General features: G+C 70.5%; 17 protein-coding genes. 7 read left to right on the plus strand and 10 right to left on the minus strand.

The window, feature by feature from the left end:
• The first annotated feature begins 1 nt into the window (after position 1).
• The 4 genes from FJV41_RS07895 (at position 2) to FJV41_RS07910 (ending at position 5,418) form a co-directional block, all read left to right on the plus strand.
• Positions 2-2,947 (plus strand): response regulator, encoded by a 2,946-nt coding sequence (locus tag FJV41_RS07895; RefSeq protein WP_141641806.1) that lies wholly within the window; start codon positions 2-4, stop codon positions 2,945-2,947.
• Entirely contained in the window at positions 2,940-3,335 is a 396-nt protein-coding gene (locus FJV41_RS07900) for a response regulator (RefSeq protein WP_141641807.1), read from the plus strand. The genes FJV41_RS07895 and FJV41_RS07900 overlap by 8 nt, the downstream gene beginning before the upstream one ends.
• Positions 3,336-3,490: 155 nt before the next feature.
• Positions 3,491-4,378 carry a tryptophan 2,3-dioxygenase family protein gene (locus FJV41_RS07905; protein ID WP_141641808.1) on the plus strand — a complete coding sequence of 296 codons (888 nt, stop codon included), beginning with the start codon at positions 3,491-3,493 and terminating at the stop codon, positions 4,376-4,378.
• Positions 4,375-5,418 (plus strand): methyltransferase, encoded by a 1,044-nt coding sequence (locus FJV41_RS07910; protein ID WP_246137078.1) that lies wholly within the window; start codon positions 4,375-4,377, stop codon positions 5,416-5,418. The genes FJV41_RS07905 and FJV41_RS07910 overlap by 4 nt, the downstream gene beginning before the upstream one ends.
• A 193-nt stretch (positions 5,419-5,611) precedes the next feature.
• On the opposite strand, the gene FJV41_RS07915 is transcribed toward FJV41_RS07910, so the two are convergent.
• Positions 5,612-6,313: a response regulator transcription factor gene (locus FJV41_RS07915; protein ID WP_217442439.1), complete on the minus strand. Its 702-nt coding sequence runs from the start codon at positions 6,311-6,313 to the stop codon at positions 5,612-5,614.
• Positions 6,314-6,676: 363 nt separating this feature from the next.
• Between FJV41_RS07915 and FJV41_RS07920 the strand changes: the two genes are divergently transcribed.
• Positions 6,677-7,846: a sensor histidine kinase gene (locus tag FJV41_RS07920; RefSeq protein WP_181790474.1), complete on the plus strand. Its 1,170-nt coding sequence runs from the start codon at positions 6,677-6,679 to the stop codon at positions 7,844-7,846.
• Between the two features lie 213 nt (positions 7,847-8,059).
• A complete protein-coding gene (locus FJV41_RS07925; RefSeq protein ID WP_141641810.1) occupies positions 8,060-8,464 on the plus strand; it encodes a response regulator in 405 nt (134 codons plus the stop codon).
• A 10-nt stretch (positions 8,465-8,474) separates the two neighbouring features.
• Here the strand turns inward: FJV41_RS07925 and FJV41_RS07930 are convergent, their stop codons facing one another.
• The 3 genes from FJV41_RS07930 to FJV41_RS07940 all read right to left on the minus strand — a co-directional run bounded on the left by FJV41_RS07930 (position 8,475) and on the right by FJV41_RS07940 (position 12,952).
• Positions 8,475-9,779, minus strand: coding sequence for an ABC1 kinase family protein (locus FJV41_RS07930; RefSeq protein WP_141641811.1), 1,305 nt, complete (start codon positions 9,777-9,779; stop codon positions 8,475-8,477).
• 78 nt (positions 9,780-9,857) lie between these two features.
• Positions 9,858-11,696 carry a serine/threonine-protein kinase gene (locus FJV41_RS07935; protein WP_246137079.1) on the minus strand — a complete coding sequence of 613 codons (1,839 nt, stop codon included), beginning with the start codon at positions 11,694-11,696 and terminating at the stop codon, positions 9,858-9,860.
• Between the two features lie 743 nt (positions 11,697-12,439).
• Entirely contained in the window at positions 12,440-12,952 is a 513-nt protein-coding gene (locus FJV41_RS07940) for a hypothetical protein (protein ID WP_141641813.1), read from the minus strand.
• A 344-nt stretch (positions 12,953-13,296) separates the two neighbouring features.
• On the opposite strand from FJV41_RS07940, the gene FJV41_RS07945 reads away from it, so the two are divergent.
• Positions 13,297-15,585, plus strand: a complete 2,289-nt coding sequence (locus FJV41_RS07945; RefSeq protein ID WP_141641814.1) for a S41 family peptidase — start codon at positions 13,297-13,299, stop codon at positions 15,583-15,585.
• On the opposite strand, the gene FJV41_RS07950 is transcribed toward FJV41_RS07945, so the two are convergent.
• From FJV41_RS07950 to FJV41_RS07975, 6 genes are all read right to left on the minus strand, one after another.
• Complete coding sequence (locus FJV41_RS07950) at positions 15,554-17,986, minus strand: sensor histidine kinase (RefSeq protein ID WP_141641815.1); 2,433 nt, start codon at positions 17,984-17,986, stop codon at positions 15,554-15,556. The two genes, FJV41_RS07945 and FJV41_RS07950, sit on opposite strands and share 32 nt — an antisense overlap.
• Positions 17,987-18,187: 201 nt before the next feature.
• Complete coding sequence (locus FJV41_RS07955) at positions 18,188-19,141, minus strand: aldo/keto reductase (protein ID WP_141641816.1); 954 nt, start codon at positions 19,139-19,141, stop codon at positions 18,188-18,190.
• Positions 19,142-19,198: 57 nt separating this feature from the next.
• Entirely contained in the window at positions 19,199-20,368 is a 1,170-nt protein-coding gene (locus tag FJV41_RS07960) for an alkaline phosphatase PhoX (protein WP_141641817.1), read from the minus strand.
• A gap of 83 nt (positions 20,369-20,451) precedes the next feature.
• The gene (locus tag FJV41_RS07965) at positions 20,452-20,718 is read right to left on the minus strand and encodes a DUF5985 family protein (RefSeq protein WP_141641818.1); all 267 of its coding nucleotides are present in this window, start codon (positions 20,716-20,718) and stop codon (positions 20,452-20,454) included.
• 12 nt (positions 20,719-20,730) lie between these two features.
• Positions 20,731-20,991 carry a DUF5985 family protein gene (locus FJV41_RS07970; RefSeq protein WP_141641819.1) on the minus strand — a complete coding sequence of 87 codons (261 nt, stop codon included), beginning with the start codon at positions 20,989-20,991 and terminating at the stop codon, positions 20,731-20,733.
• Complete coding sequence (locus tag FJV41_RS07975) at positions 20,984-21,388, minus strand: hypothetical protein (RefSeq protein WP_141641820.1); 405 nt, start codon at positions 21,386-21,388, stop codon at positions 20,984-20,986. Before FJV41_RS07975 ends, FJV41_RS07970 begins: the two co-directional genes overlap by 8 nt.
• Positions 21,389-21,408 lie beyond the last annotated feature (20 nt).

Genomic DNA, 21,408 nt, shown 5'->3' on the forward strand with positions numbered 1-21,408 from the left:
CATGGCCACCTCCCTCACCTCCTCCGTCCCTCCGACGGACACCGCCACCCTCCTGCTCGTGGCGAGCGAGCGCGAGTGCCAGCGCGTGGAAGAGGCGCTCGGCCACGCGGGTGTCGTCGCCCGGACGGAGCGCGCCACCAGCACCGAGGCCCTGACGGCCGCGCTGGGGCGCTCCTGGTCACTCGTCGTGTGCGGTTCGGAAGTGCCGGGCCTGGGCTTCGCGGAGGCGCAGGCGCTGTGGCGTCAGCACTCGCGCGAGCTGCCCTTCGTCGTGCTGTCGCGCGACTGGAGCGACGACACGCTGGAGGCCAGCACCCGCGCGGGCGCTCGCGACTACGTCAGCGAGGACCGCTTCAACCGGATGGCGCCCGTGCTGCGCCGCGAGCTTCCCCTGGCCGGGGACAGGCTCCGCCATGACGCCACCGCGGAGGAGCTGCACCGCACCAACTGGATTCTGGGCAACATCATCGACGCCCTGCCCTTCGTCCTCTTCGTGAAGGACGCGGCGACGCGCCGGCTGGTGGTGGCCAACAAGACCTTCGCGGACGCGTTCGGCGTCACCAAGGAGTGGCTGCTCGGCAAGCTGGACCACGACTACTTCCCGCAGGAGCAGGCGGACTCGTTCGTCGCCATCGACTCCGACATCCTCGCCACCAAGAAGATGCGCTCCTTCGAGGAGGTGGCGCGCGCGGGCGGCGTGGACCGCATCTTCGCCACGCGCAAGCTGCCGCTCCTGGATGGCGGAGGCGAGGCCCGCTACGTGCTGGGCGTCACCGAGGACATCACCGAGCGCAAGCAGAACGAGGAGATGCTGCGCGCGTCCAAGGCGGAGCTGGAGGCGGCCAACAAGCAGCTCGCCGCCAGCCTGGAGGAAATCAAGCGCACGCGCGCCGTGTCCGCCCGCTCGCTGGCGTCCTACCAGCAGCGCGCGCTGCAGATGGAGATCATCCGCCAGCAGAACGAGGACCTGGACCGGCTGGCCCAGGAGCTGGCGGTGGCCAAGCGCAACGAGGAGGAGCGCGCCCGCGAGGCCGAGGCCGCCGCCCGCCTCAAGAGCGAGTTCCTGGCCAACTTCAGCCACGAAATCCGCACGCCGCTCAACGGCATCATCGGCTACTGCGACCTCTTGATGCGCGAGGAGGGCTCGCGCCTGACGGCCCATGGCCGCCGCGACCTGAACGTCGTCAAGACGAACGCGAAGACGTTGCTGGCGCTCATCAACGACATCCTGGACCTGTCCAAGATTGAAGCGGGCAAGGTGGATGTCGTCACCGAGCCGGTGGACGTGCAGGAGCTGGCCGACGAGTGCATGGCCACGGTGAAGGAGTACCTCAAGGGCAAGGACGTGGCCCTGACGACGCACATCGACGGCCAGGCGAGCATGCTGCGCACCGATGCGCTGAAGCTGCGGCAGATCATGCTCAACCTCCTGAGCAACGCCGCCAAGTTCACGGACACGGGCGAGGTCGCGCTGAGCCTGGTGCCGTCCGGCGACGAAGTCGTGATGACGGTGGAGGACACCGGCGTCGGCATCCCCGCGGACCAGCTGCCCTTCATCTTCGAGAAGTTCCGCCAGGTGGACGGCTCCACCACCCGCAAGGTCGGCGGCACGGGCCTGGGCCTGGCGATTGTGCGCGAGCTGTCGCGGGTGCTCGGTGGCACCGTCAACGTGGTGTCCACGCTGGGCCGGGGCACCACCTTCACCGTGCGCCTGCCCAACACTGCGAACCGGCCGACCAGCGCGCCTCAGGTGGCCCACGAGCGCGGCGTGCCCGTGGCGGAGGTCGCCCAGCACGTGGGCGCGCTGGCGCAGCCCGGCAGCACCGTGCTGGTGGTGGATGATGATCCGCTCATCCAGCAGCTCGTCACCGGCCAGTTGGAGCCCGCGGGCTTCAAGGTCGTGGTGGCCGAGGACGGCATCGCCGCGCTCAAGCGCGCCCGGGAGCTCAAGCCCCAGGCCATCCTGCTGGACATCCACCTGCCCAAGCTGGACGGCTGGTCCGTGCTCAGCCAGCTCAAGGGTGACCAGGCGCTGGCCAGCATCCCCGTCATCCTCATCTCCGTGGAGGAGCAGCGCGCCCGAGGCTTCTCGCTGGGCGCGTGCGAGTACCTGGTCAAGCCGGTGGAGCCCGAGCGCCTGGTCGAAGTGGTGCAGCGCTGCCTGGGCCAGCCGTCGGGGACGTCCGCCGGAGTGGGCGAGGTGCTGGTGGTGGACGACGACTCCGCCACGCGCGAGCTGGTCAGCCGCAACCTGCGCCGCGCCGGCTTCTCCACCGCCGAGGCTCGCAACGGCGAGGACGCGCTGCTCAAGGCGCGCGTCTCACCGCCGTCGCTCGTCGTGCTGGATTTGATGATGCCCAACCTGGATGGCTTCGAGGTGCTGCGCCGGCTGCGCGCGGAGAAGCTCCAGGTGCCCGTGGTGGTGCTCACCGGAAAGTCGCTCACCCACGAGGAGGAGTCGCTCTTGCGCGACGGCTTCGCGGGCTTCGTGAAGAAGGGCGGCCATGCGCTGGAGGACGTCATCGCCCAGGCCAAGGGCCTGCTGTTGTCCCAGCGTGCCGCCAGCGCCGGCAGGCTGCCTCGCATCCTGTATGTAGAAGACAGTGCCCAGAATCGCGACATCGTCCGCCGCTACCTGGGCGGACTGTTCGAGGTCATCGAGGCGGAGGACGGAGAGCATGGACTGGAGCGCGCGACGCGCGACAATCCGGACCTCATCCTGATGGACCTCTCCCTGCCACGGCTGGATGGTTGGGAGGCAACACGTCGCTTGCGTGCGGTACCCTCCGTGGCCAACGTGCCGGTCATCGCGGTGACGGCTCACGCGGGGCGGGAATATCAGGACAAGGCACACGCGGCGGGCTGCACCGCGTACCTCACCAAGCCCCTTGATCGTGACCAGTTGCTCGAGATGATCCGCAAGCATCTAGGGAGAAGCCATGGCTGAAGAAAAAGCACGCGTCCTGGTGGTGGACGATGACCCGGACCTGCTCGACCTCGTCCAGCGCTCGCTGAGCTCCTATGGGTTCGAGGTGCTGACCCACACCTCGGCGCTGGGCGTGTCGAATCTGGTGAGCGCCTCCGAACCGGACTTCGTCCTCATCGACGTCAACTTCCCCGCCCTCAAGGGCGACAAGGTCGTCAACCTCGCGCGCCAGTACGCGTCCGCGAAGACGAAGTTCATCCTCTACTCGGCCTCGGACGAGTCGAAGCTGCGCTCGCTCGCGCTGGCCTCCGGCGCGGACGGCTACATCTCCAAGAGCGTCCAGGGCGAGGAGCTGGCCAACCGGCTGCGCACCTTCCGCCTCAAGCCGCGTCCGCCACCGGCCACCTGAGCCGTTGTCCTTCCGTGCTCCGGGCCACCCAACGGCCCGGGGCGCGACACCCGCCGTACCCACCGTCGTAGCGAGCCACGTCCGCTGTCCCAAGTCGGGCACGTCTCCTTCGCGCTCCCACCTCTGAATGCCCACCTCTCCCTTCGGAGGGCACCATGCACACGCCACATGGTTACAGTTATGCGGAAAAGTTGCGGCAGGAACTGGATGAGCCCCTTTTCAACCCGATGTTGAAGAAGTGGGTCGGCCGCGGAGAGCTGGACTATGAGGTGTACCTCAAGACACCGCAGCTCCTGGCGTTGCAGGCGCCGGAGGAGCAGCGCGTCTCGCATGACGAGCTGATGTTCCAGGTGGTGCACCAGGCGCAGGAGCTGTGGCTGAAGCTGGCTTCGCGCGAGGTGGTGGAGGTGGTGGCGGAGCTGGACCGCGACGCGTTGTGGGCGGCGTCCGCGAGGCTGGAGCGGGTGTCGCGCATCGTCCAGGGCCTGAAGTCGGAGCTGGCCGTGTTGGAGACAATGACGCCGGATACCTATCAGGTCATCCGTCGCAGCCTGGGCAATGGCAGCGGGCAGGAGTCCCCCGGCTACAACATGCTGCGCAAGGCGGCGGAGGGGCTGGAGCAGGCGCTGGAGAGGCTCCTCGCGCGACGCGCTCGGACGTTGCTGGCCGTGTACCAGGGCGGACCGGACGACCTGAAGCGGCTGTGCGAGCAACTGGTGGACGTGGACGAGGCCTTCCAGGGCTGGTTGCACGCACACTTCCAACTGGTGCGGCGCACCATCGGCGTGGACCGCGCGGTGAAGGCGCTGGACGGCCTGCCCACGCAGGTGCTGGCGGGGCGCATGACGCTGCCCCTGTTCCGTCAGCTCTGGGACGTGCGCGTGGAGCTGACGTCCGGGTGGCGACGCGAGGGAGGCCATGCGCCGGGCGCTCGTCGCGAGGGCTGCATGGAGGGCGCGCTGGAGGCCTACGCCGCGCCTCCGGCCAGCGCCGTGTGTCCGGTACACCACGCGGGCTTCCCTCCGCCCCGGGGCGAATCGTGACGTCGAAGCCGCGCACGGTGGCGGACTCTCCGCGCGCGCTCTTGCACCTGCTCTACAACGGCGCGAAGGCGGTGGACGTGGTGGAGGCGTCGCTCCAGCTGGGTCTGCTCGACTCGCTGGAGGGGCCCGCCCCCATCTCGCTGGCGGAGCTTTCCGCGAGGCACGGCCTTTTGCCGGGCCGGCTCTACAAGCTGCTGGACTGCCTGGAGAGCCTGAGCCTGGTGACGCGCGAGCAGGACACGGACGCGCTCGCGTCGGCGCGCTACCACGCGGTGCCGGGGCTGCGCGAGGCAGCCGTCGCCGTGGTGGGGCCGCGGGGCCGGGAGAAGGACCGCGAGAAGTTCGCCTGGCACAAGCTGCACGGGCGGCTGCCCGAGGTGCTGCGCGGTCAGCACTCCATCTCCCCCGACGACTTCGACTGGCCCCTGCGCACGCCGGAGCAGTTGGAGGGCTTCGAGACGAGCATGGCCGCGGGGCTGCCTCCCATCCTGGAGTCGCTGCGCCTGCACGCGCCGAGGCTGTGGAAGGACGGCGTACGCGTGCTCGACGTGGGTGGCGGTGACGGCAGCCTCGCGGCGTTGATGACGCGCGAGCACCCCGCCGCGCGCGTGGACGTCTACAACCTGCCGGCCACCCAGGCGCTGGTGGAGCGCACGCGCGAGCGCTTCGGCCTGGCCGCATCCCAGCTGGGCTTCGTGGGCGGAGACTTCCTCACGGAGCCCCTGCCCTCCGGCTACGACGTGATGACGTTCGTCCGCGTGCTGCACGACTGGTCCGCGCAGACGGCGCAGGCGCTGCTGAAGGCCGCGTGGGAGGCGCTGCCCTCCGGGGGACGCGTCGTCATCTGCGAGGAGTTCCGCACACCCGAGCGGCTGGCCGCGCAGTTCTTCTGGACGTACTTCCTCATCGGCGTGGACTCGTGCGTCAGCCGGCTGCGCGAGGTGGAGCTCTACGTCCAGATGCTCGAGGGCGCGGGCTTCCAGCGCGTCGACGTGCTGCGCGGCGGGCCCTTCGAGCTGGTGACGGCCGTGAAGCCCTGACGTCGTCGTCCAATCCCGGAGACGACAGCACGGGCCAGGGCAGACACCACGTCCTGCTCTGCCCTGGCCCGCTGGGGACCTTCCTCGCGACGACCCGTGCGCTTGGGGGGAGGGGGGAGGAGCGCCAGGGTCTTCACACCCTGACACGCCCGCGCGCACGTGCCCATTGCCTGCAAGTGCCGGCCCCGGGGACTCAGACTCCTGCCGGGCGGTGAACACCCAGCTGACATGCGAGCACCGCCAGCTGCGTGCGGTTCTCCGAGCCCAGCTTCTTGTAGATGCTGGTGATGTGCGCCTTCACCGTGCGCTCGGTGATGCTCAGACACGCGGCGATTTTGAGGTTGTCCGCGCCCGCGGCCACGTAGCCCAGCACCTCCCGCTCGCGCGGCGTCAGGAGCCCCAACTCCACGCCGCCCATGGGCACCTCCTCCTGCGGCATGAAGCCGGGGACGGAAGGGACCCAGGACAATCCCGTAGGCATCAGCCGCTCGCCGCGCGCCACGCGCGTCACCGCTTCCACCACCTCCGCGCAACCCACGTTGTGTTTCCAGAGGTACCCCGCCGCGCCCGCCTGGAGACACTGCTCGACGACTTCGGGCTCGTGGTGGCTCGACAGCACCAGCGCCTTCACCGTCGGATAGAAGTCATGCAGACACTGCAGCGCCGTCATGCCCGTGGTCGTTCCATCCTGGTCCGGCGGCTCCAGGCGTAAGTCCAGCACGGCCACGTGCGGCATCTGCTCCCGCACCCGCGCCAGGAAAGGCGGTGTCTGCGCGCAGCGCGCCACCACGTCCATCCCGGCGCTCTCCAGTACCAATACCAGACTCTCCCTGAAGACCTGCTGGTCTTCCAGGAGGGCCACTCGGATTCGCTCGTTGGAAATGTCTGTTGTCATCACCACTCCAGATGCAGTCCGTGCTCTCGCGATTCAGCGCGCCGAGCACCGCACCAGTTGCCGTGTTCATCAGAGGATGTTCAAAGAGTGTTCAAGGAACGTTCAAGGTGAGGAGTTTCCATCGTTCCTGGGGCCCTCCATTCACAAGACGAAATCGATGGCGGACCTTCATCCGTATGTCAGACATCCAGACTCCGCGCAGCGGGATTTGGACACGCAGTCCACACAACCCATACCCGTGCGGGCTGAACGTCCGCACTCGTGGGTCCCCCGCTCTTGCCGCTGTCCACGGCCTGGGTTACAGCTCAAATCATGTCACCCGCGTCTTTGCCTGAGAATGAACTCTCGGCCATCGCTGAAAAGGTGAGGAAGACACACGGCCCTGACTTCGCGCACGAGCCCCAGGCGCCCGCCAGACACTCCTGGGCCCTGGAAGGTGTCGCGGGAGCGCTCGCGGTGCTCCGAGAGGACGTGGTGCTGTGGGTCAACCTGCGATGGCAATCCCTGACACTGGCGCGAGGTCCCTGGCGCCATGTGACGGACAGCGGGCAGGAGGAAGGGCCCGCACTGCTCACCCTGCGCAGCGTCGTGGCCGCGGAGGCCCGCGCGCTCGGGGTGGAACAGACGGCCCGCACCGCGCGCTACAGCTACGCGGGAGGTCACCAGCAGATGGAGGTGCGGGTATGTCGGGTGAGCCGGGAGGCGCCCGTGGTGCTGGTGCTCGCCCGGGACGTCACCGAGCAGGTTCACTTGGAGGAGGCGCTGGCACGCGAGCGCCGCGCGCTGGCCGAGCGCGAGCACCTGCGCATGCTCAGCGAGCAGGCCTCCGGCATCGCACATGACCTGAGCAGTCTGCTGGTGGCGATGAAGCTCCGGCTGGAGATGCTCCAAATGAGCGACCTCAAGCAGGCGGCCCCCGCGGCGGCGCCGCCCGCGCACGTGGACACGCTCTTGCGCATCGTCGCCGACGCCACCACCCGCCTGTCGCGCCTGCGTGACTTCGCGCGCCAGCGGCCGGAGTCCCCGGTGGAGCCCGTGCAGTTGGCGGACGTGGTGCGCGACTCGGTGGAGATTGCCCGCGACGAGCTGGAGTCCCGGGCCGCGAAGCAGGGGCTGACCTTGCTGTTGGACGTGGACGTGCCCCGGCTGCCGCTGGTGGAGAGCTCCGCGGCGGACCTGCGCTGCGTCTTCCTCAACCTGCTGCGCAACGCGCGCGACGCCATGCCCCAGGGCGGCACCCTGCGCGTGCGCGGACGCCCGGCGCTGGGGCACTCCATCATCACCGTGGAGGACGAGGGCACCGGCATCCCCGAGGAGCACCTGCTCTCCATCTTCCAGCCCTTCTTCACCACCAAGGGCCAGCACGGCACGGGCCTGGGCCTGTCCATGGCCCATGACGTGGTGACGCGCGCTCAGGGCACCCTCACCGCCGCCAACCGCCCGGAGGGGGGCGCCGTGTTCACCATCACCCTGCCCGCCCTCCAGAGGAAGGCGGCCTCCCGGGAGCGCCCCGCCACCTACCGCTCCGGCTGAAGACGGCCCGGGTCCATGAGGCAGCGGGGCGGGTGGAGACACACCCGGACACCCCGGCACGTCCTGCCGCCAGCACGAGAAAGTCGGGCCCCCGGAGGACAGGAGGGTGGCGACAGGGACGCGAGCCTAGGTGATAATCCGTAGGCCACCCGGCCTGGTGGCGATATCCGGTGGGCGGCGGCACCCAATCCGCGCTCTCAAGGGGGAGGCGTCATGTCGGAGATGAAGATCCGCGTGCTGGTGGTGGATGATGACCAGGAGCAGCTCACCCTGGCGGAGCGCTCGTTGTCCGCGTTTGGTTTCGATGTTCGGACGCACCGCTCGTCACTGGGCGTGTCCAACCTGGTGCGCACGACGCTGCCGGACCTGGTGCTGCTGGACGTGAACATCCCCGCGCTCACCGGCGACAAGGTGCTGACGCTGGCGAGGGGACAGGCGCCGGCGGGGACGCGCTTCGTGCTCTTCTCCGCCTCGGACGAGTCCAAGCTGCGCGCGCTGGCGCTGGCCTCGGGCGCGGACGGCTACATCACCAAGAGCACCCAGGGCGAGGAGCTGGCGAAGAAGCTCCACGCCATCTACGCCAAGGGCCGCGCCGTCGTGGCCGCGCCGGCCCCGTAGCGTCCGGCGCTCAGCTCAACAGCTCCGCCATCTCCAGGAAGACGCCGCGGAAGTCACCCCGCGCGCCGATGAGCCGCAGGTTCTGCGCCAGCCCTCCCGTGGAGCGGAAGAACATCACCGCTTCCGGCGGCGGCTTGATTTTGAGGAAGCGCGCCGCGTTGCGGGTGAAGTGGTTGCGCATGTCGCGGGTGATTTCGCAGGACATGTAGTCGTACGGCGTCAGCCGCATGGGCCTGCCGGCGATGTGGAGCACCTCGCGGATGAGGTCCGCGGCCTCCTCGCCCGGCAGCTCCACGGTGAAGCCCACCTCCTGGCTCAGCCGCAGGATGTCCATGGGCTCCAGCCGCATGGACTGCAGGAACATGCGCCGGTTGGCGTCCACGAAGCGCGGGCTGAAGCGCTTGATGGAGCCGAAGTCCAACAGCCCCAGCCGCCCGTCCGGCATCACCATGAAGTTGCCCGGGTGCGGGTCCGCGTGGATTTCGCCCGAGCCGAAGAAGGGCCCGTACGTCGCGCGGATGAGCTGCCGCGACACGCGGAAGCGCTCGTCGTTGGAGTCGACCGTCGTCACCCAGTCCTTGAGGGTGGGCCCCTCCAACAACTCCAGCGTCAGCACGCGCTCGGCGCTGTGGCTGGCGATGACCTGGGGGACATACAGGTCCTTCAGCTCCGCCACGCCGCGCGCGAAGCCCTCCGCCAGCGACGCCTCGCGGCGGTAGTCCAGCTCCAGCAGCAGCTCGTCGCGGAACTCGTTGAAGTAGGCCGAGCCGTCCATCAACCGCGACGCCTTGGAGACCGTCTTCACGACGAGGCCCAGGTTCTCCATGTCGTGGGTGAGCGACTCGGCGATGCCCGGGTACTGCACCTTCACCGCGACGACGCGGCCGTCCTCCAGCACCGCGCGGTGCACCTGTCCCAGCGACGCGGCGGCCAGGGGCTCCCGGCTGAACTCGCGGAAGGCGTCCTCGGGGGCCGCGCCCAGCTCCTGGCGCACCACGCGCGTCACCATGTCGTAGGACATGGCGGGCGCCTGGTTCTGCAGCCGCGCCAGCACCTGCCGCACCTCCGGGGTGAGCAGGTCCGGGTCCATGGAGATGGCCTGGCCCAGCTTCATGGCCGCGCCCTTCAGCTCTCCCAGGGTGGCGACGAGCTTCTCCGCGGAGCTCTTGCTGAGCAGTTCCGGCGTGCCGCCAGCCAGGCGCTTCGCGCTGCTCATGAGCACGTCGGTGCCCACCTGCATGGAGAGGCCCGCCAACTTGCGCAGCCGGGTGAAGCGGCCCTGGGGAGGAAGCGAGTCGTCGGAGTCGGAGGCCATGGGTACCCCTGGATTAACGAGGAGCCACCCCCCAGACGCAAGACACCGCTTCCGCGTTGCACGCGCCCGGCCGCCCGCCTAACGCGGTGTGGGCGTGTTGCGCAGCCGGGCCCGCAGTGAGCGCCAGCGCTTGAGGCCCTCCAAATCCAACGGGTCCATCCGCACCGCCTGCTCGTAGGCGGCGAGCGCTTCCTGGAGCCGCCCCACCGACGACAGCGCGTCCCCGGACAGCCGCTGCACCGCCGCGCGGCCATCCCGCCCGGGGTTCTCCGCGAGGAAGCGGCGGCGGCAGTTCTCCAACGCGGTGACGGTGAGGCCCGCGGAGAGGCAGCGCTCCACCCCTTCCACGTTGCCCAGTCTGGCGTCGTATTCGGCCCGCCGCTCCACGTGACCCAGCACGTGCAGCGCGGACGTCACCCGCTCGTTCACCCGCTCCAGCTGGGCACGCTGGCCCAGCGACAGGTTGCGGCTCTTGAGTGGCTCCAGCGCCGTACGAGCGCGCTGGGTACCGGCCCGCAGCGTCTCCGGGGTGGCGTCGCGAGGCACCTCCAGCACCGCGTAGTGGTCACCCGCCAGGCGGGCCCTGAAGCCCTGGAGCACCCGCTCCGCCACCGCGTCCTCCTGCATGGGGGACGGAGGGGGCGTGGGTGGCTCCAACCGCACGCCGGACTTCAGCCGGGTCAGCGCTTCCTGGAAGGCGGGCGATGTGTCGCGCAGCTGGACGCCGAAGCCCGGCGTCATGCGCCACCCTCGCGCCTGCTCCTCCGTCACGTGGCGCACCACCTGCCCCGTGCAGGCCAGCTCACCACCGGGCAGCCGCAGGAGGAAGCCCACGTCGGACAGGAGCGGCGGCGGCGACGCGGTGGTGTGGAGGAAGAGGCCGGCGCGGCCCACCCACTCACAGCGCAGCTCTTGCGAGTGCGGCGTGCCCGCCATGCGCACCCGCGCGGTGAAGCCGGGAATCACGGGCTCGGGCTCGGGCGCGAGCGCGGTGGCCAGCGCCGCGCGCAGGTCCGAGGCCTGGGCGAAACGGTCCGCGGGACGCTTGGCCAGCGCGCGGAGCAGCACGCGCGACAACGAGGGCGGCACGCCGGGTTGCACCTCGTGCGGCGGCACCGGCTGCTTCTGGAGGTGACCGATGAGCACCTCCGCCGCCGTGCGGCCCGCGAAGGGCACGCGCCCGGTGAGCAGGAAGTAGCCCAGCACTCCCACCGCGTAGATGTCCGTGCGCGCGTCCACCACGTCGTCGCCGCACTGCTCGGGGGCCATGAACTCCGGCGTCCCCAGGAGCACGCCCACTTCCGTGGTGTGCAGGCCCGCCGGACGCGACAGCAGCTTGGCGATGCCGAAGTCCAACAGCTTCACGCGCTGGCGGCCCAACAGGCCCGGCACCAGGAAGACGTTGGCCGGCTTCAAGTCGCGGTGGACGATGCCGTGCGCATGCGCGGCGCCCAGCGCGTCACACACCTGCGAGAGCAGATCCACCACCACCGACGGCGAAAGCGGCCCCTTCGCGAAGGCCGCCAGGCTCTGCCCCTCCAGGTACTCCATGACGAGGTAGGGGCGCCCGTCGCGCACGTCCAAATCGTAGAGCGCGACGACGTTCTCGTGCTGCACCACCGTCAGCGTGCGCGCCTCCGACAAGAAGCGGGCGACGAGGTCCGGGTCCTGCGCCAGGTGCGCGTGCAGCACCTTGATGGCGACGCGCTTCTGGATGAGGGCGTGCTCGGCCAGCATCACCGTGCCCATGCCACCCCGGCCCAGCTCCTTCAGCAGCTTGAAGTGTCCCAGCTGCTGCCCCACCAGTGAGTTGGTGGGCGTGGCGGGCACCGGCGTGGGCTCCACCAGCATCGGCGGAGGCGTCCCCGCGTACAGCATCGTGTTGCCCTCCGCGGGCGTGTTCCGATGCGGGCGCACCCAGGTCGGGCACTCGCTGGGGTCGGAGTGCGAAGGCACGCAGGAGCAGGTGGCGTTCTGGAGGAACACGGGGAGCGGGATGGGGACGACTGGGACAGGGGTCTATTGCGCGGTGTCTCTGCGAGCCATGTGCCACCCACGATTCAACCGTGCTGGCGTTCAATCTTCATGCGGAAAGGCTGGATGGACTTCGGGTTCCGGACAGTGGCGGGAGAAGACCTCCCGTCTGACTGAAATTGTCCCCCTCTCTCTCCGCAGAAACTACAGCCATTCGGTTGAAAACATTACCGCCTGCCTCGCTTTCGGAGGCCTGGATGCGGGGAATCCATTTCTCTCTGTCGCACTCTCATGTTTTCCGGAAGACGTTCCATGCCTTTCCGGAGTCCGCGCCCCATCCCCCACGTGAAGACGCATGGGGTGGGGTTCCTTGAGTCGAAAGATGTGACGGGAGTGCACGGGCGTCCGGAACGCGCCGCTACAGGTCGCCACGCGGGGTGCTCACGCCGACATGAGCCTGGGGCTCGCGACGCGAGGAACCGTGCGCGGCGCGCACGCGGGTGACGGCCTGGACTGAAACGGGAAGCGCCTCCGAGCGGGGCCTCGTGGGCACCGCGGGAGGGCCTCGACCGGGAGTCTGCTGCTTCGCGAGGGCGACCCGCGCGGGGCCACGCGCTCGGGCCCTGGCAACATGGTGGGAGGGCCGTCCCACTCCAGGATGAGCGGGACGGCCTCCTGAAGCGACCTCAGCCGATCATGGGCTCGCAGTAGCCCGACTCGGAGCAGGTCAGGCCTTCACAGCACGTGGCGCCCGTGCCACAGGCGCCCTCCTCGGATACACACTCGGAACCCGCGTCCGGCTCGCCCGTGCCCGCGTCCGGCTCGCCCGTGCCCGCGTCAGGTTCGCCCGTGCCCGCGTCCGGCTCACTGTCACATGCGCCCAGCGTGTCGCCGTGCTTGAGGTGGGCATTCAACGCCGGTGCGCCCACGGAAATCGTGTGCGCGTTGGCCGGGTTGCCCGGGGGAATGTGGCAGATGTCGATTTTGGTCGGATTGAACACGCCACCCGAGCCGCCCTCGTTTCCGTCACCGGTGTCCCCGCTTCCCTTCGAACCCGGCGCGCCTTCCAGTCCACCCGTTTGAGGATCTCCCGGAAGGGAGTCCCCTTCGGGCTGGGGCGAGCCACCACACCCGCTCACCAGCAGCGTGCACAGGGCCACCGCCAGGGCGGGCTTCGCAATGAAATCCAGACTTCGCATGAACGTTCTCCGGTTCCGGGTGTACGGGTGTCGAGCGTCGCGTGCGTGAAACATCCGAGACAGACGCCAGTCCGTTCGCGCACTCGTGCCCCACGGCCTCCGCCGGGACATGCTCGAGCGTCACTCCTGGAATCAGGGCTTGGGCCCCTTCAACCGCCTGCCCCCGCGAGCACATCCACCACGCAAAAGAGACCCGCGCTCGCGGCTCGCGGCCACGCCGTCCAGGGGGCGCGGACAGTTCCGGACAGGATGTGTGCGGACGAGCCCGGATGTCACCGCGCGTCCTTGGGAACCTTTCTCACGGAGAGGGTGTCTGGCGCGCGGGGCCGTATCGGGAGGTGGATGTGGAACGCGCGCGAGTCCGGCGGATGCCGGCCTGGATGGGTTGTGTCTTCGCGGTGGCGCTGATGCTGGGTGTCTCGGGGCGTGCATTCGCGCAGGAGCAGTCCCTCCCGCGCGCGCAGCCCGATGCGGCCCTGGAGAACGCCGCCGTGCTGGGCCGCGTCTGGGGCACGGTGAAGTACGTGCACCCCGCCCTCGCCTTCCGCGCGGTGGACTGGGACGCGGCCCTCGTGGAGTCACTCCCGGGCGCGCTCGCGGCGAGCACCCCGGAGGCGCTCGCCACCTCCGTGAGCGACATGCTGCGCCGGCTGGAGGACCCGCTCACCCGCGTCGAGCGCGAGCCGGGCGCGCCCCCATCCCCGCGCGAGCCGTCCGGCCCGCTCTCCCGCTGGTCCGGTGACGTGCTGGTGCTGGACCTGGACCGGCGCTTCTCCAACTTCAACGCGCTGTATCCGGCGATGACGGCGCTGGGGCCTGAGCTCGAGCGCGCGCGCCGCGTCGTCGTCGACCTGCGCGCCAGCGGTCCCGAAGAGGCCGTCTGGATGGAGCTGGCGCTGGGCTTCCTGGAGCGCTCGCTTCCGTCGGACACCGTGACGGCTCCCGCCGAGCGCTTCCGCGTGTACTCCGGCTTTCCCGTGCAGCTGGGGCCCAGCTCGGGCGGCTACAGCGCCTCGGTGGAGACTCGGCTCGCTCGGACCTTCACGCCCGCGCCCAGGACGCCGAAGCGCTCGCTGGTCCTCCTCGTCAACGGCCGCACGCCCCTGTCGCCGTTGCTGCTGGCCCTGCTCTCCTCGTCACGCACGCGCCTCGTCGCGCAGGGCGCGCTCGATGAGTCCTCCGCCGTGAAGACCCGCACGGTGCCCTTGCCCGGAGGCCAGCGCGCGGTGGTGCGCGCCTCGGAGCTCGTGTTCCCCTCGGGCTCATCGGGTCTGCGCGCGGACGTCACCGTGCCCGCGAGCGCGGACGAGGGCGACACCGGCCCCGCCTTCCAGGCCGCGCTCCGGCTGCTGCGCGCGGGGACTCCGAAGGCCTCCGCGCGCGTCTCGGCGAAGGACGCGGTGCTCCCCACGGGAGGACCGGACGACGCCTACGAGGCGATGGCGTATCCCTCCGAGCCCTACCGGCTGCTCGCCGTCATCCGCTTCTGGAACGTGATGCGCTTCTTCCATCCGGACCCGAAGGCCCTGAAGGACTGGGACGCGGTGCTGCCGGAGTTCCTCGGCCGCGCTCGCACGGTGGAGGATGCGCGCGCGTACACGCATTTGCTCTACACGCTGTCCGCGCGGGTCTCCGACGGCCACGTCTTCATCGCGGAGCAGGGCCAGCCCCTGCGCTCGCTCGCCGAGGCCACCGCGCCGCTCGTCCTGCGCTCGGTGGAGGGACGCTTCCTCGTGTCGGAGCTGCCCGTGCCCGAGGCCGCTCGCGCCGCCGGCATCGGCGTGGGGGACGAGGTGGTGTCCATCGACGGCGAGGCGGTGACCACGCGCGCCGCGCGCTTCCGGGAGCTGCTCGGCGCCTCTCACGACGCGGCGCGAGCGGAGCGCGTGGCCAGCCTGCTGCTCGCGGGCGCGGACGGAAAACCCGTGGAGGTGATGCTCCAGGGCGTGGATGGACGCATGAAGGAATCGCGGCTGCCTCGCTCGCGCGACTTCCTCCCGTTCCTCCGTCCCCCCGTCCAGGACGACACGCCGTGGAAGCGGCTCGACAGCGACGTGGGCTACGTGGACCTGCGACGGCTGCGCGCCGACTCGGTGCCCGGCATGTTCGAGGCGATGAAGGACACGCGCGCCCTCGTCTTCGATTTGCGCGGCTATCCACAGGGGAGCGCGTGGGCGCTGGCTCCGCGCCTCAACACGCGAGGCGCCACCGCGTCCGCGCTCATCGCCCGCCCGCTGGTGGAAGCGGGAGAGGCCCGCGAGGTGCGCTTCCCCGCCACCCTGCCCTCTGGCGACGGGCCTCGCTACGCGGGCCGCGTCGTCGTGCTCATCGACGCGCGGACGCTGAGCCAGGGCGAATACACGGCGATGATGATTCAGGCCGCGTCCGGCGCGCGGCTGGTGGGCAGCGCCACGGCGGGCGCCGTGGGCGACACCACCAACGTCTGCCTGCCCGGCAACGTCTGCGTCCTCTTCACCGGTCAGCGCTTCGAGACCCCCGACGGCCGCACGGTGCAGGGCGTGGGACTGCGCCCGGACGTGGAGGTCCACCCCACCGTGCGCGGACTGCGCGCCGGACGCGACGAGGTGCTGGAGCGCGCCCTCACCCTGCTGCGCGAGGCAGGTGGACGGTGAAGACGGAGCCCACGCCCTCGCGGCTCTCCACCTCGATGCGGCCGCCCATCGCCTCCACAATCTGCCGGCTGATGTAGAGCCCCAGGCCCAGCCCTCCATAGTGCCGGTCGCTCACCGCGCGCTCGAAGCGACCGAACAGCCGCGGCAGGTCCGTCTCCGAGATGCCGATGCCCTCGTCCCGCACCGACAGCCGCACCACCCCGTCGCCGGCCTCCGCCGCGGTCACCTGCACGGGCCTGCCCGCGCCGTACTTGGCCGCATTGGTCAGGAGGTTCACCAGCACCTGGTCCAACCGCAGCGAGTCCCACCGGCCCTGGAGCGGCTCCGGGATATCCACCCGCACCGAGCACCCCGCCACCGCGAACACCTCTTCCATCCGCTCCACCGCGTCGCGCACCGCCTGCCCCAGGTCCACCTCCGTGGGCTCCAGCGCCAGCCGCCCCAGCGACACCCGGCTCACGTCGAGCAGGTGGTCCACCAGCGTGGCCAGCCGCTGCACCTGTCGCATCGCCGTGGAGAGCCGGGGCGCCACCTTCTCGCGCGAGTCCGGGCCGAGCGCGCGGTCGATGAGGCCGTGCTGGAGCTTGAGGCTCGTCAACGGCGTCTTCAGCTCGTGGCTCGCCACCGACAGGAACTCGTCACGCAGCCGCACCGCCGCCTGCGCGTCGCGGTACAGCGACGCGTTCTCCAGCGCCACCGCCACGCGCCGCGCCAGCTCCTCCATCATCGACACGTCCGACATGGCCAGGGGCCGCTGCGGCGGCGACGTGCCCAGCGTGATGACGCCCAGCGTGCGCCCGCGCGTGCGCACCGGCACCACCAGCAGCGACGCGGGCCTCAGGGCTTCCAACAGCGCGCGCTGCTGCTCGGAGCGCTCCGCCAGTCGCTCGCACAGGGCCGCGTCCACGTCCGGCACGAAGCGCGGCTCGCCCGACTGGAAGCACTCGCGTGACAGGGACAGCGCGCCCTCGCCGCCCAGCACCGAGAGCACGGACGCGTCCCGCGACGGCTCCTGGTGCGCGGACGCCACGCACCGCAGGGTGCCGTCCGGCCCCACCAGCTCCACCAGGCAGCTGGACGCCACGCTGCTGGCGGCCACGCGGGCCACGTGCTCCAGCGTCCACTCCACGTCGTCCAGGTGCTCCGCCAGCGCGCGGCTCGCCTCCAGCAGGAAGAACAGCCGCTCCTCGGCCTCCTTGCCCATCTGAAGCGCGTGGTGCAGTCGCTCGCCCCGCTCGCGCAGCGTCCCGTACAGCGCCGCGCGCTCCAGCGCCTGCGAGCACTGGTGGGCCAGCGCGTCCAGGAACGCGCGCTCCAACGGAGGGAACATGCGCGGCTCACCCCACGCCAGCGCCACGAAGCCCAGGATGCCCCGCTCGGTCAGCAGCGGGAGGAACGCGCGCGAGCCCTCGCCCAGCGCCGCCACGTCGCTCTCCACGAGACCCGCCGAGGGGAGCAGCTCCTCCAGTCGGGAGAACCACTGCGCCTCGCGCTGCTCCGCCGCTCGCGCGAGCACGGGCAGACCCGCGACGCGCTGACCATCCAGGCCCTCCATCCACGCCTGTGAATAACCGACGGAGCCCAGCACGCGCAGGCACCCGTCGGCACTCAGCTCCGCGATGGCGACCCGCGCCGCTCCCGAGGCCTCCAGCCCGTCGCGCACCATCACCCGCGCCACGTCCTCGGCGGTGGCCGCGCGGGACAGCGCCGCCGTCACCGTCTGCAGCCGCGCGGAGAAGGACTGGGCCGTGCGCGCCTCCTCGTACAGGAGCGCGTTGTCCATGGACAGGCTGGCGCGGCGGGCCAGCTCCATCGCCACCTCCAGCTCCGGCGCATCGAAGGACACCTGCTCGTCGCCTCGCACCAGCGACACGGCGCCCAGCACCCGGCCCCGCGCCAGCAACGGCAGCACGAGCCCCGCCCGGATTCCCAGGCGACGGACCACATCCAACTGCGCGGGCTCTCGCACCATCGCCGGGAGCATCTCCTCCGTCACCACCGGCATCACCACCGGACGTCCGGTGCGCAGCGCCTCGGAGATGCCACCGGGTGACACCAGGTCCACGGGCCGCAGTCGGGACAACTCGTGCACCAGCGCCGTCTTCTCCGGCTCACGGTGCGCCGCGGCCACCCGCTCCACGCTCCCGTCCTCCGCGATGACATCCACCGAGCACCAGTCCGCGAGCACCGGCACCGCCAGCTCCGCCAGCCGGTGCAGCACCGTGCGCCACTCCAGCGACGCGCCCAACAGCTCGCCCGCGCGCGACAGGAAGGCCAGGCGCGCCGCCTCGGACGAGGCCGCCTCCACCCCGTGCTCGGGCTCCGGCGGCGCCGGGGTGGGCCGGGGTTTCCCGGCGACATCGAGAGAAGCTTCAGGAGGAGAAATCGGCTCGGCGGGCATGCAGGTGGACCACGATGGAAGAGAAGCGCCGCGCGACATCAGACCCCGAGCTAAAAGCGTCCCGGACGCGGCAACAATGCCGCCCGTCTCCGCGGACGGGGAGACTGTCCAGTGTCGGACCCGCGGGACGTTGAGTGCCTTTCGAGTGAAGAGCCCCGCGCGCGGCGCGTACGGAATGACTCGGGCCGGGAGGTCGCTGACTCAGCCCACGTCGGACGCCATCGGCGGGTTCCACCACACAGCGCCCTTCCCATCGATGGCCGCCTTCGCGCGCTCGCGCACGTCGGTCAGCTCCTCCACGGACAGGGGCCGCGCCGAGTGGACCGCGCCGAGCGCCGCGTCCTGTTCGTTGGGGTGGCTCATCCCCATCAGCATGACGTCCGGGTCCAACGTCAGCGTGTAGTGCACGCACTCCTCCACGCTCAGGTGCGGCAGCACGGGCACGTCGCGGTCCTCGCGTCCGCCAGAGCCCACCTTGCCGCGCGGCCGGGCCTCCAGCGGTCGGCCATAGCCCTCCGTGTCGCCCAGGAGCTTGCCCGCGCCGAACGTCTTGAACGACACCACGCCCACGCCGCGCGAGCGCGCCAGCGGCAGCACGTCCCGCACGTAGCGAAGGTCCACGAAGGGCCCCAGCGGAAACATCACCACGTCGCACAGCCCGGAGTTCACCGCCACGCGCAGCACGTCCGGGTGGTGACTGGAGATGCCCCGGAAGCGCGCCTGCCCCGCGCTCACGCACCGGCCCAGTTGCTCCAGGCCGCCGCCCGGCGCGGCCAGCTGCTCCCACGCGGCCAGCTCCGACACGGCGTGGAAGGCGAACAGGTCCACCGCCGCGTGGCCCAGCCTCCGCAAGCTGGCCTCCACCTGCGGCGCCACCGGGGCGTCGAGCACGTCCACCTTGTCGATGAGGAAGACGCCCTCGCGCCGGCCGCGCAGGGCCTCGCCCACCACCTCCTCGCTCAACCCCTCCTCGTAGTTGGGCGCGGTGTCGATGACGTTCAGCCCCGCGTCCAGCGCGCGGCGCAGCGTGGCGACGAGCGACTCCCGGGGCGCCGAGCGGTCGGCGATGTCACCGATGCCCACCGCCGTGGCGACGAAGCCGGTGCGGCCCAGCGCGCGGCGGGGCGTGAAGCGGGGAAGCGGATTCGCGGACATGCCTCCGGTTGTGCAAGAGCGCCCCTCACGTCGTCAAGGCGCTCGGCGCGGGAAGGTTCAGCGGAAGGGACCGGAGACCTCGAACGTCACGCCCGCGTTGCTGGAGTTCGTCGCCCCGCGCTGCGAGCTGAAGTACAGCCTGCGTCCATCCGGGCTGAAGGCCGGGCCCGTGAGCTCCGAGCCCGCGTGGCCCAGCACCCGCAGGAAGCTGGCGACGATGCGCTGGGGCCCCGGGGTGATGAGACAGATTTCCCGGTTGTCGCCGTCCTCCGCCACGAACAAATCCCCCGAGCGCGACACCACCACGTTGTCCACGCCCCTCAACGGCGAGCCCGGATACAGGGACGCGGCGTAGATGACCTCCAGCTTCCCCGTGGCCGGCGTGTGCGCCCACACGCGGTTGTCGCCCTTGGTGGTGACGTAGATGACGCCGCCGTCGTACCAGCAGCCCTCGCCGCCGTTGAACACCGTCGTCCGCGCCGCCACCTCCGGCTGGAGCGACGCTGGCTTGTTCGCGGCGCAGGCCACCCAGCTCACCGTCGCCGTTCCCGTCAGCGCATCCCCCGTCACCCGGGCCGCCTCCAGCGTGCCCGCCGCCAGCACCGGCCACGCGGACGGAGTGAAGCGGTACAGGCGCCCATTCGGTTGGTCCTCCGTCAGGTAGAGCCGTCCACCGTCCGGGTCCACCGCCACCGCCTCATGGGGGAACGTGCCGAGCGCGCCGCGCACCACGCCCTGCGAGGCCTTGGCCGGGTTGCACTCCCAGACGCGCCCGCCGCTGTGCTCCTCGCACGACAGCCACGTGCCCCAGGGCGTCGGCCCTCCCGCGCAGTTCATCCGCGTGCCGGACAGGATGCGGTACGCCGCCACCACGCTCCCGCCTCCGCTGAAGCGCAGCGCGCTGGCGCCCCCGGGGAGGCCCTCGCTGTTGGACACGTACACCCAGCCGCCGTCCGGCCGCGCGAAGCAGGCACCACCGTCCGGCGCGGTGTGCCACACGTAGCCCGTGTTGCCGACCGTCTGGCCCGAGCGGGCGATGATGCGCGAGGTGAAGCCCGCGGGCAGTCGCAGGCCGTTGACGTCCGCGCTCCCGGACATCGCCCCGTAGGGACTGGGCCCCGACTGGGCCGGCGCCGCATAGGCCTCCTTCCAGAACGAGGGGCCCCAGGCGAGCGCTCCACTTCCGAGCGCGGAAAGACGAAGGAAGCCACGGCGACTCAGACGCATGTGCGGGTTCTCCTGTGCGAGCAGGAAAACCACCCACCCCTCCCCTCACCACTGAACGCGACGCGAGCGTGAGGCCCGCGACATCACCCGCGTCGACTCGCGCGATTCTTGTCCCAGATGGCGTAGAGGATGATGAGGAAGGCGACAAGCCGCGCCACGTAGAGGTAGTAGCGGCGCTCGTCCAACGAGTCCATCAGCGACGACACCGCCGAGTTCGCGCCCAACAGCGCGAAGGCCACCGCGAAGAAGCCGAACAGGCGCTCGTGCGACTGCTTCCAGAAGCGCAGGAAGAACAAGGCGCACGCCAGCCACCCCATCGCCGTCGCACCGTTGAGCATGGACCTGAGCATGGGCGAGCTACCTCACGAGGCGTCCCAGATGAGGCCGAACAACAGGATGGAGACACTGGCCAACGTGGCCAGCAGGCGCGGCATGTACAGGTCGATGGTGGTCGGCAGAATCACCAGGTCCACGAAGAGCAGCACGTTGCTGACCGCCATGCCCACGAAGCACAGCCCGCTCCACAAGAGCAGTCGGGACTGGCTGCTCTTCCAGGCGCGCAGCAATAGCACCGCGCACGCCACGCTGGTCAAGGCACAGAGGATGTAGACCGCCTCAGCCATGGTCGCCGTCCTTGTCCTTCTTGAGCACGAAGGCTTCCGCGAAGCCCCGGACCTTGTCCAACGGCCGGGAGAAGATGAAGGAGATGACCGTCACCCGCCGCGCACCGTACACCGCCGCCAGCTCCGTCACCGCCTGCACGTCTTCGGAACTCTCGGGACTGAAACGATAGACGGGCACGGCTCCGCCGTCGCTCACCAGCAACCTGCTCGCGGTGAGGTCCGCCAGCCTCGCGGCCGCGGAGGGTTCTGTGATGCGCAGCTCCAGGCTCACCGATGACGCGGTCCACTCCCGTCCAGGCTGGGCACGGAGCAAGAGAAGCACCTCCAGCTTCTCCAGCGAGTCGATATGCGTCGTGATGAAGCGCTGGACCCGCGGGGGTAGTCCGGCGTCGCTCACGAAGCCAACATGCTCCCGTT

Origin of the sequence: Myxococcus llanfairpwllgwyngyllgogerychwyrndrobwllllantysiliogogogochensis (assembly GCF_006636215.1) — a bacterium.
GTDB classification, from domain to species: domain Bacteria; phylum Myxococcota; class Myxococcia; order Myxococcales; family Myxococcaceae; genus Myxococcus; species Myxococcus llanfairpwllgwyngyllgogerychwyrndrobwllllantysiliogogogochensis.

What these genes read in the sequence shown, in the direction of transcription:
- FJV41_RS07950 (WP_141641815.1), bottom strand. Translation starts at nt 17,986, where the DNA reads ATGCCCGCCGAGCCGATTTCTCCTCCTGAAGCTTCTCTCGATGTCGCC.
- FJV41_RS07970 (WP_141641819.1), bottom strand. Translation starts at nt 20,991, where the DNA reads ATGGCTGAGGCGGTCTACATCCTCTGTGCCTTGACCAGCGTGGCGTGC.
- FJV41_RS07905 (WP_141641808.1), top strand. Translation starts at nt 3,491, where the DNA reads ATGCACACGCCACATGGTTACAGTTATGCGGAAAAGTTGCGGCAGGAA.
- FJV41_RS07930 (WP_141641811.1), bottom strand. Translation starts at nt 9,779, where the DNA reads ATGGCCTCCGACTCCGACGACTCGCTTCCTCCCCAGGGCCGCTTCACC.
- FJV41_RS07940 (WP_141641813.1), bottom strand. Translation starts at nt 12,952, where the DNA reads ATGCGAAGTCTGGATTTCATTGCGAAGCCCGCCCTGGCGGTGGCCCTG.
- FJV41_RS07960 (WP_141641817.1), bottom strand. Translation starts at nt 20,368, where the DNA reads ATGCGTCTGAGTCGCCGTGGCTTCCTTCGTCTTTCCGCGCTCGGAAGT.
- FJV41_RS07925 (WP_141641810.1), top strand. Translation starts at nt 8,060, where the DNA reads ATGTCGGAGATGAAGATCCGCGTGCTGGTGGTGGATGATGACCAGGAG.
- FJV41_RS07965 (WP_141641818.1), bottom strand. Translation starts at nt 20,718, where the DNA reads ATGCTCAGGTCCATGCTCAACGGTGCGACGGCGATGGGGTGGCTGGCG.
- FJV41_RS07915 (WP_217442439.1), bottom strand. Translation starts at nt 6,313, where the DNA reads ATGACAACAGACATTTCCAACGAGCGAATCCGAGTGGCCCTCCTGGAA.
- FJV41_RS07895 (WP_141641806.1), top strand. Translation starts at nt 2, where the DNA reads ATGGCCACCTCCCTCACCTCCTCCGTCCCTCCGACGGACACCGCCACC.
- FJV41_RS07900 (WP_141641807.1), top strand. Translation starts at nt 2,940, where the DNA reads ATGGCTGAAGAAAAAGCACGCGTCCTGGTGGTGGACGATGACCCGGAC.
- FJV41_RS07955 (WP_141641816.1), bottom strand. Translation starts at nt 19,141, where the DNA reads ATGTCCGCGAATCCGCTTCCCCGCTTCACGCCCCGCCGCGCGCTGGGC.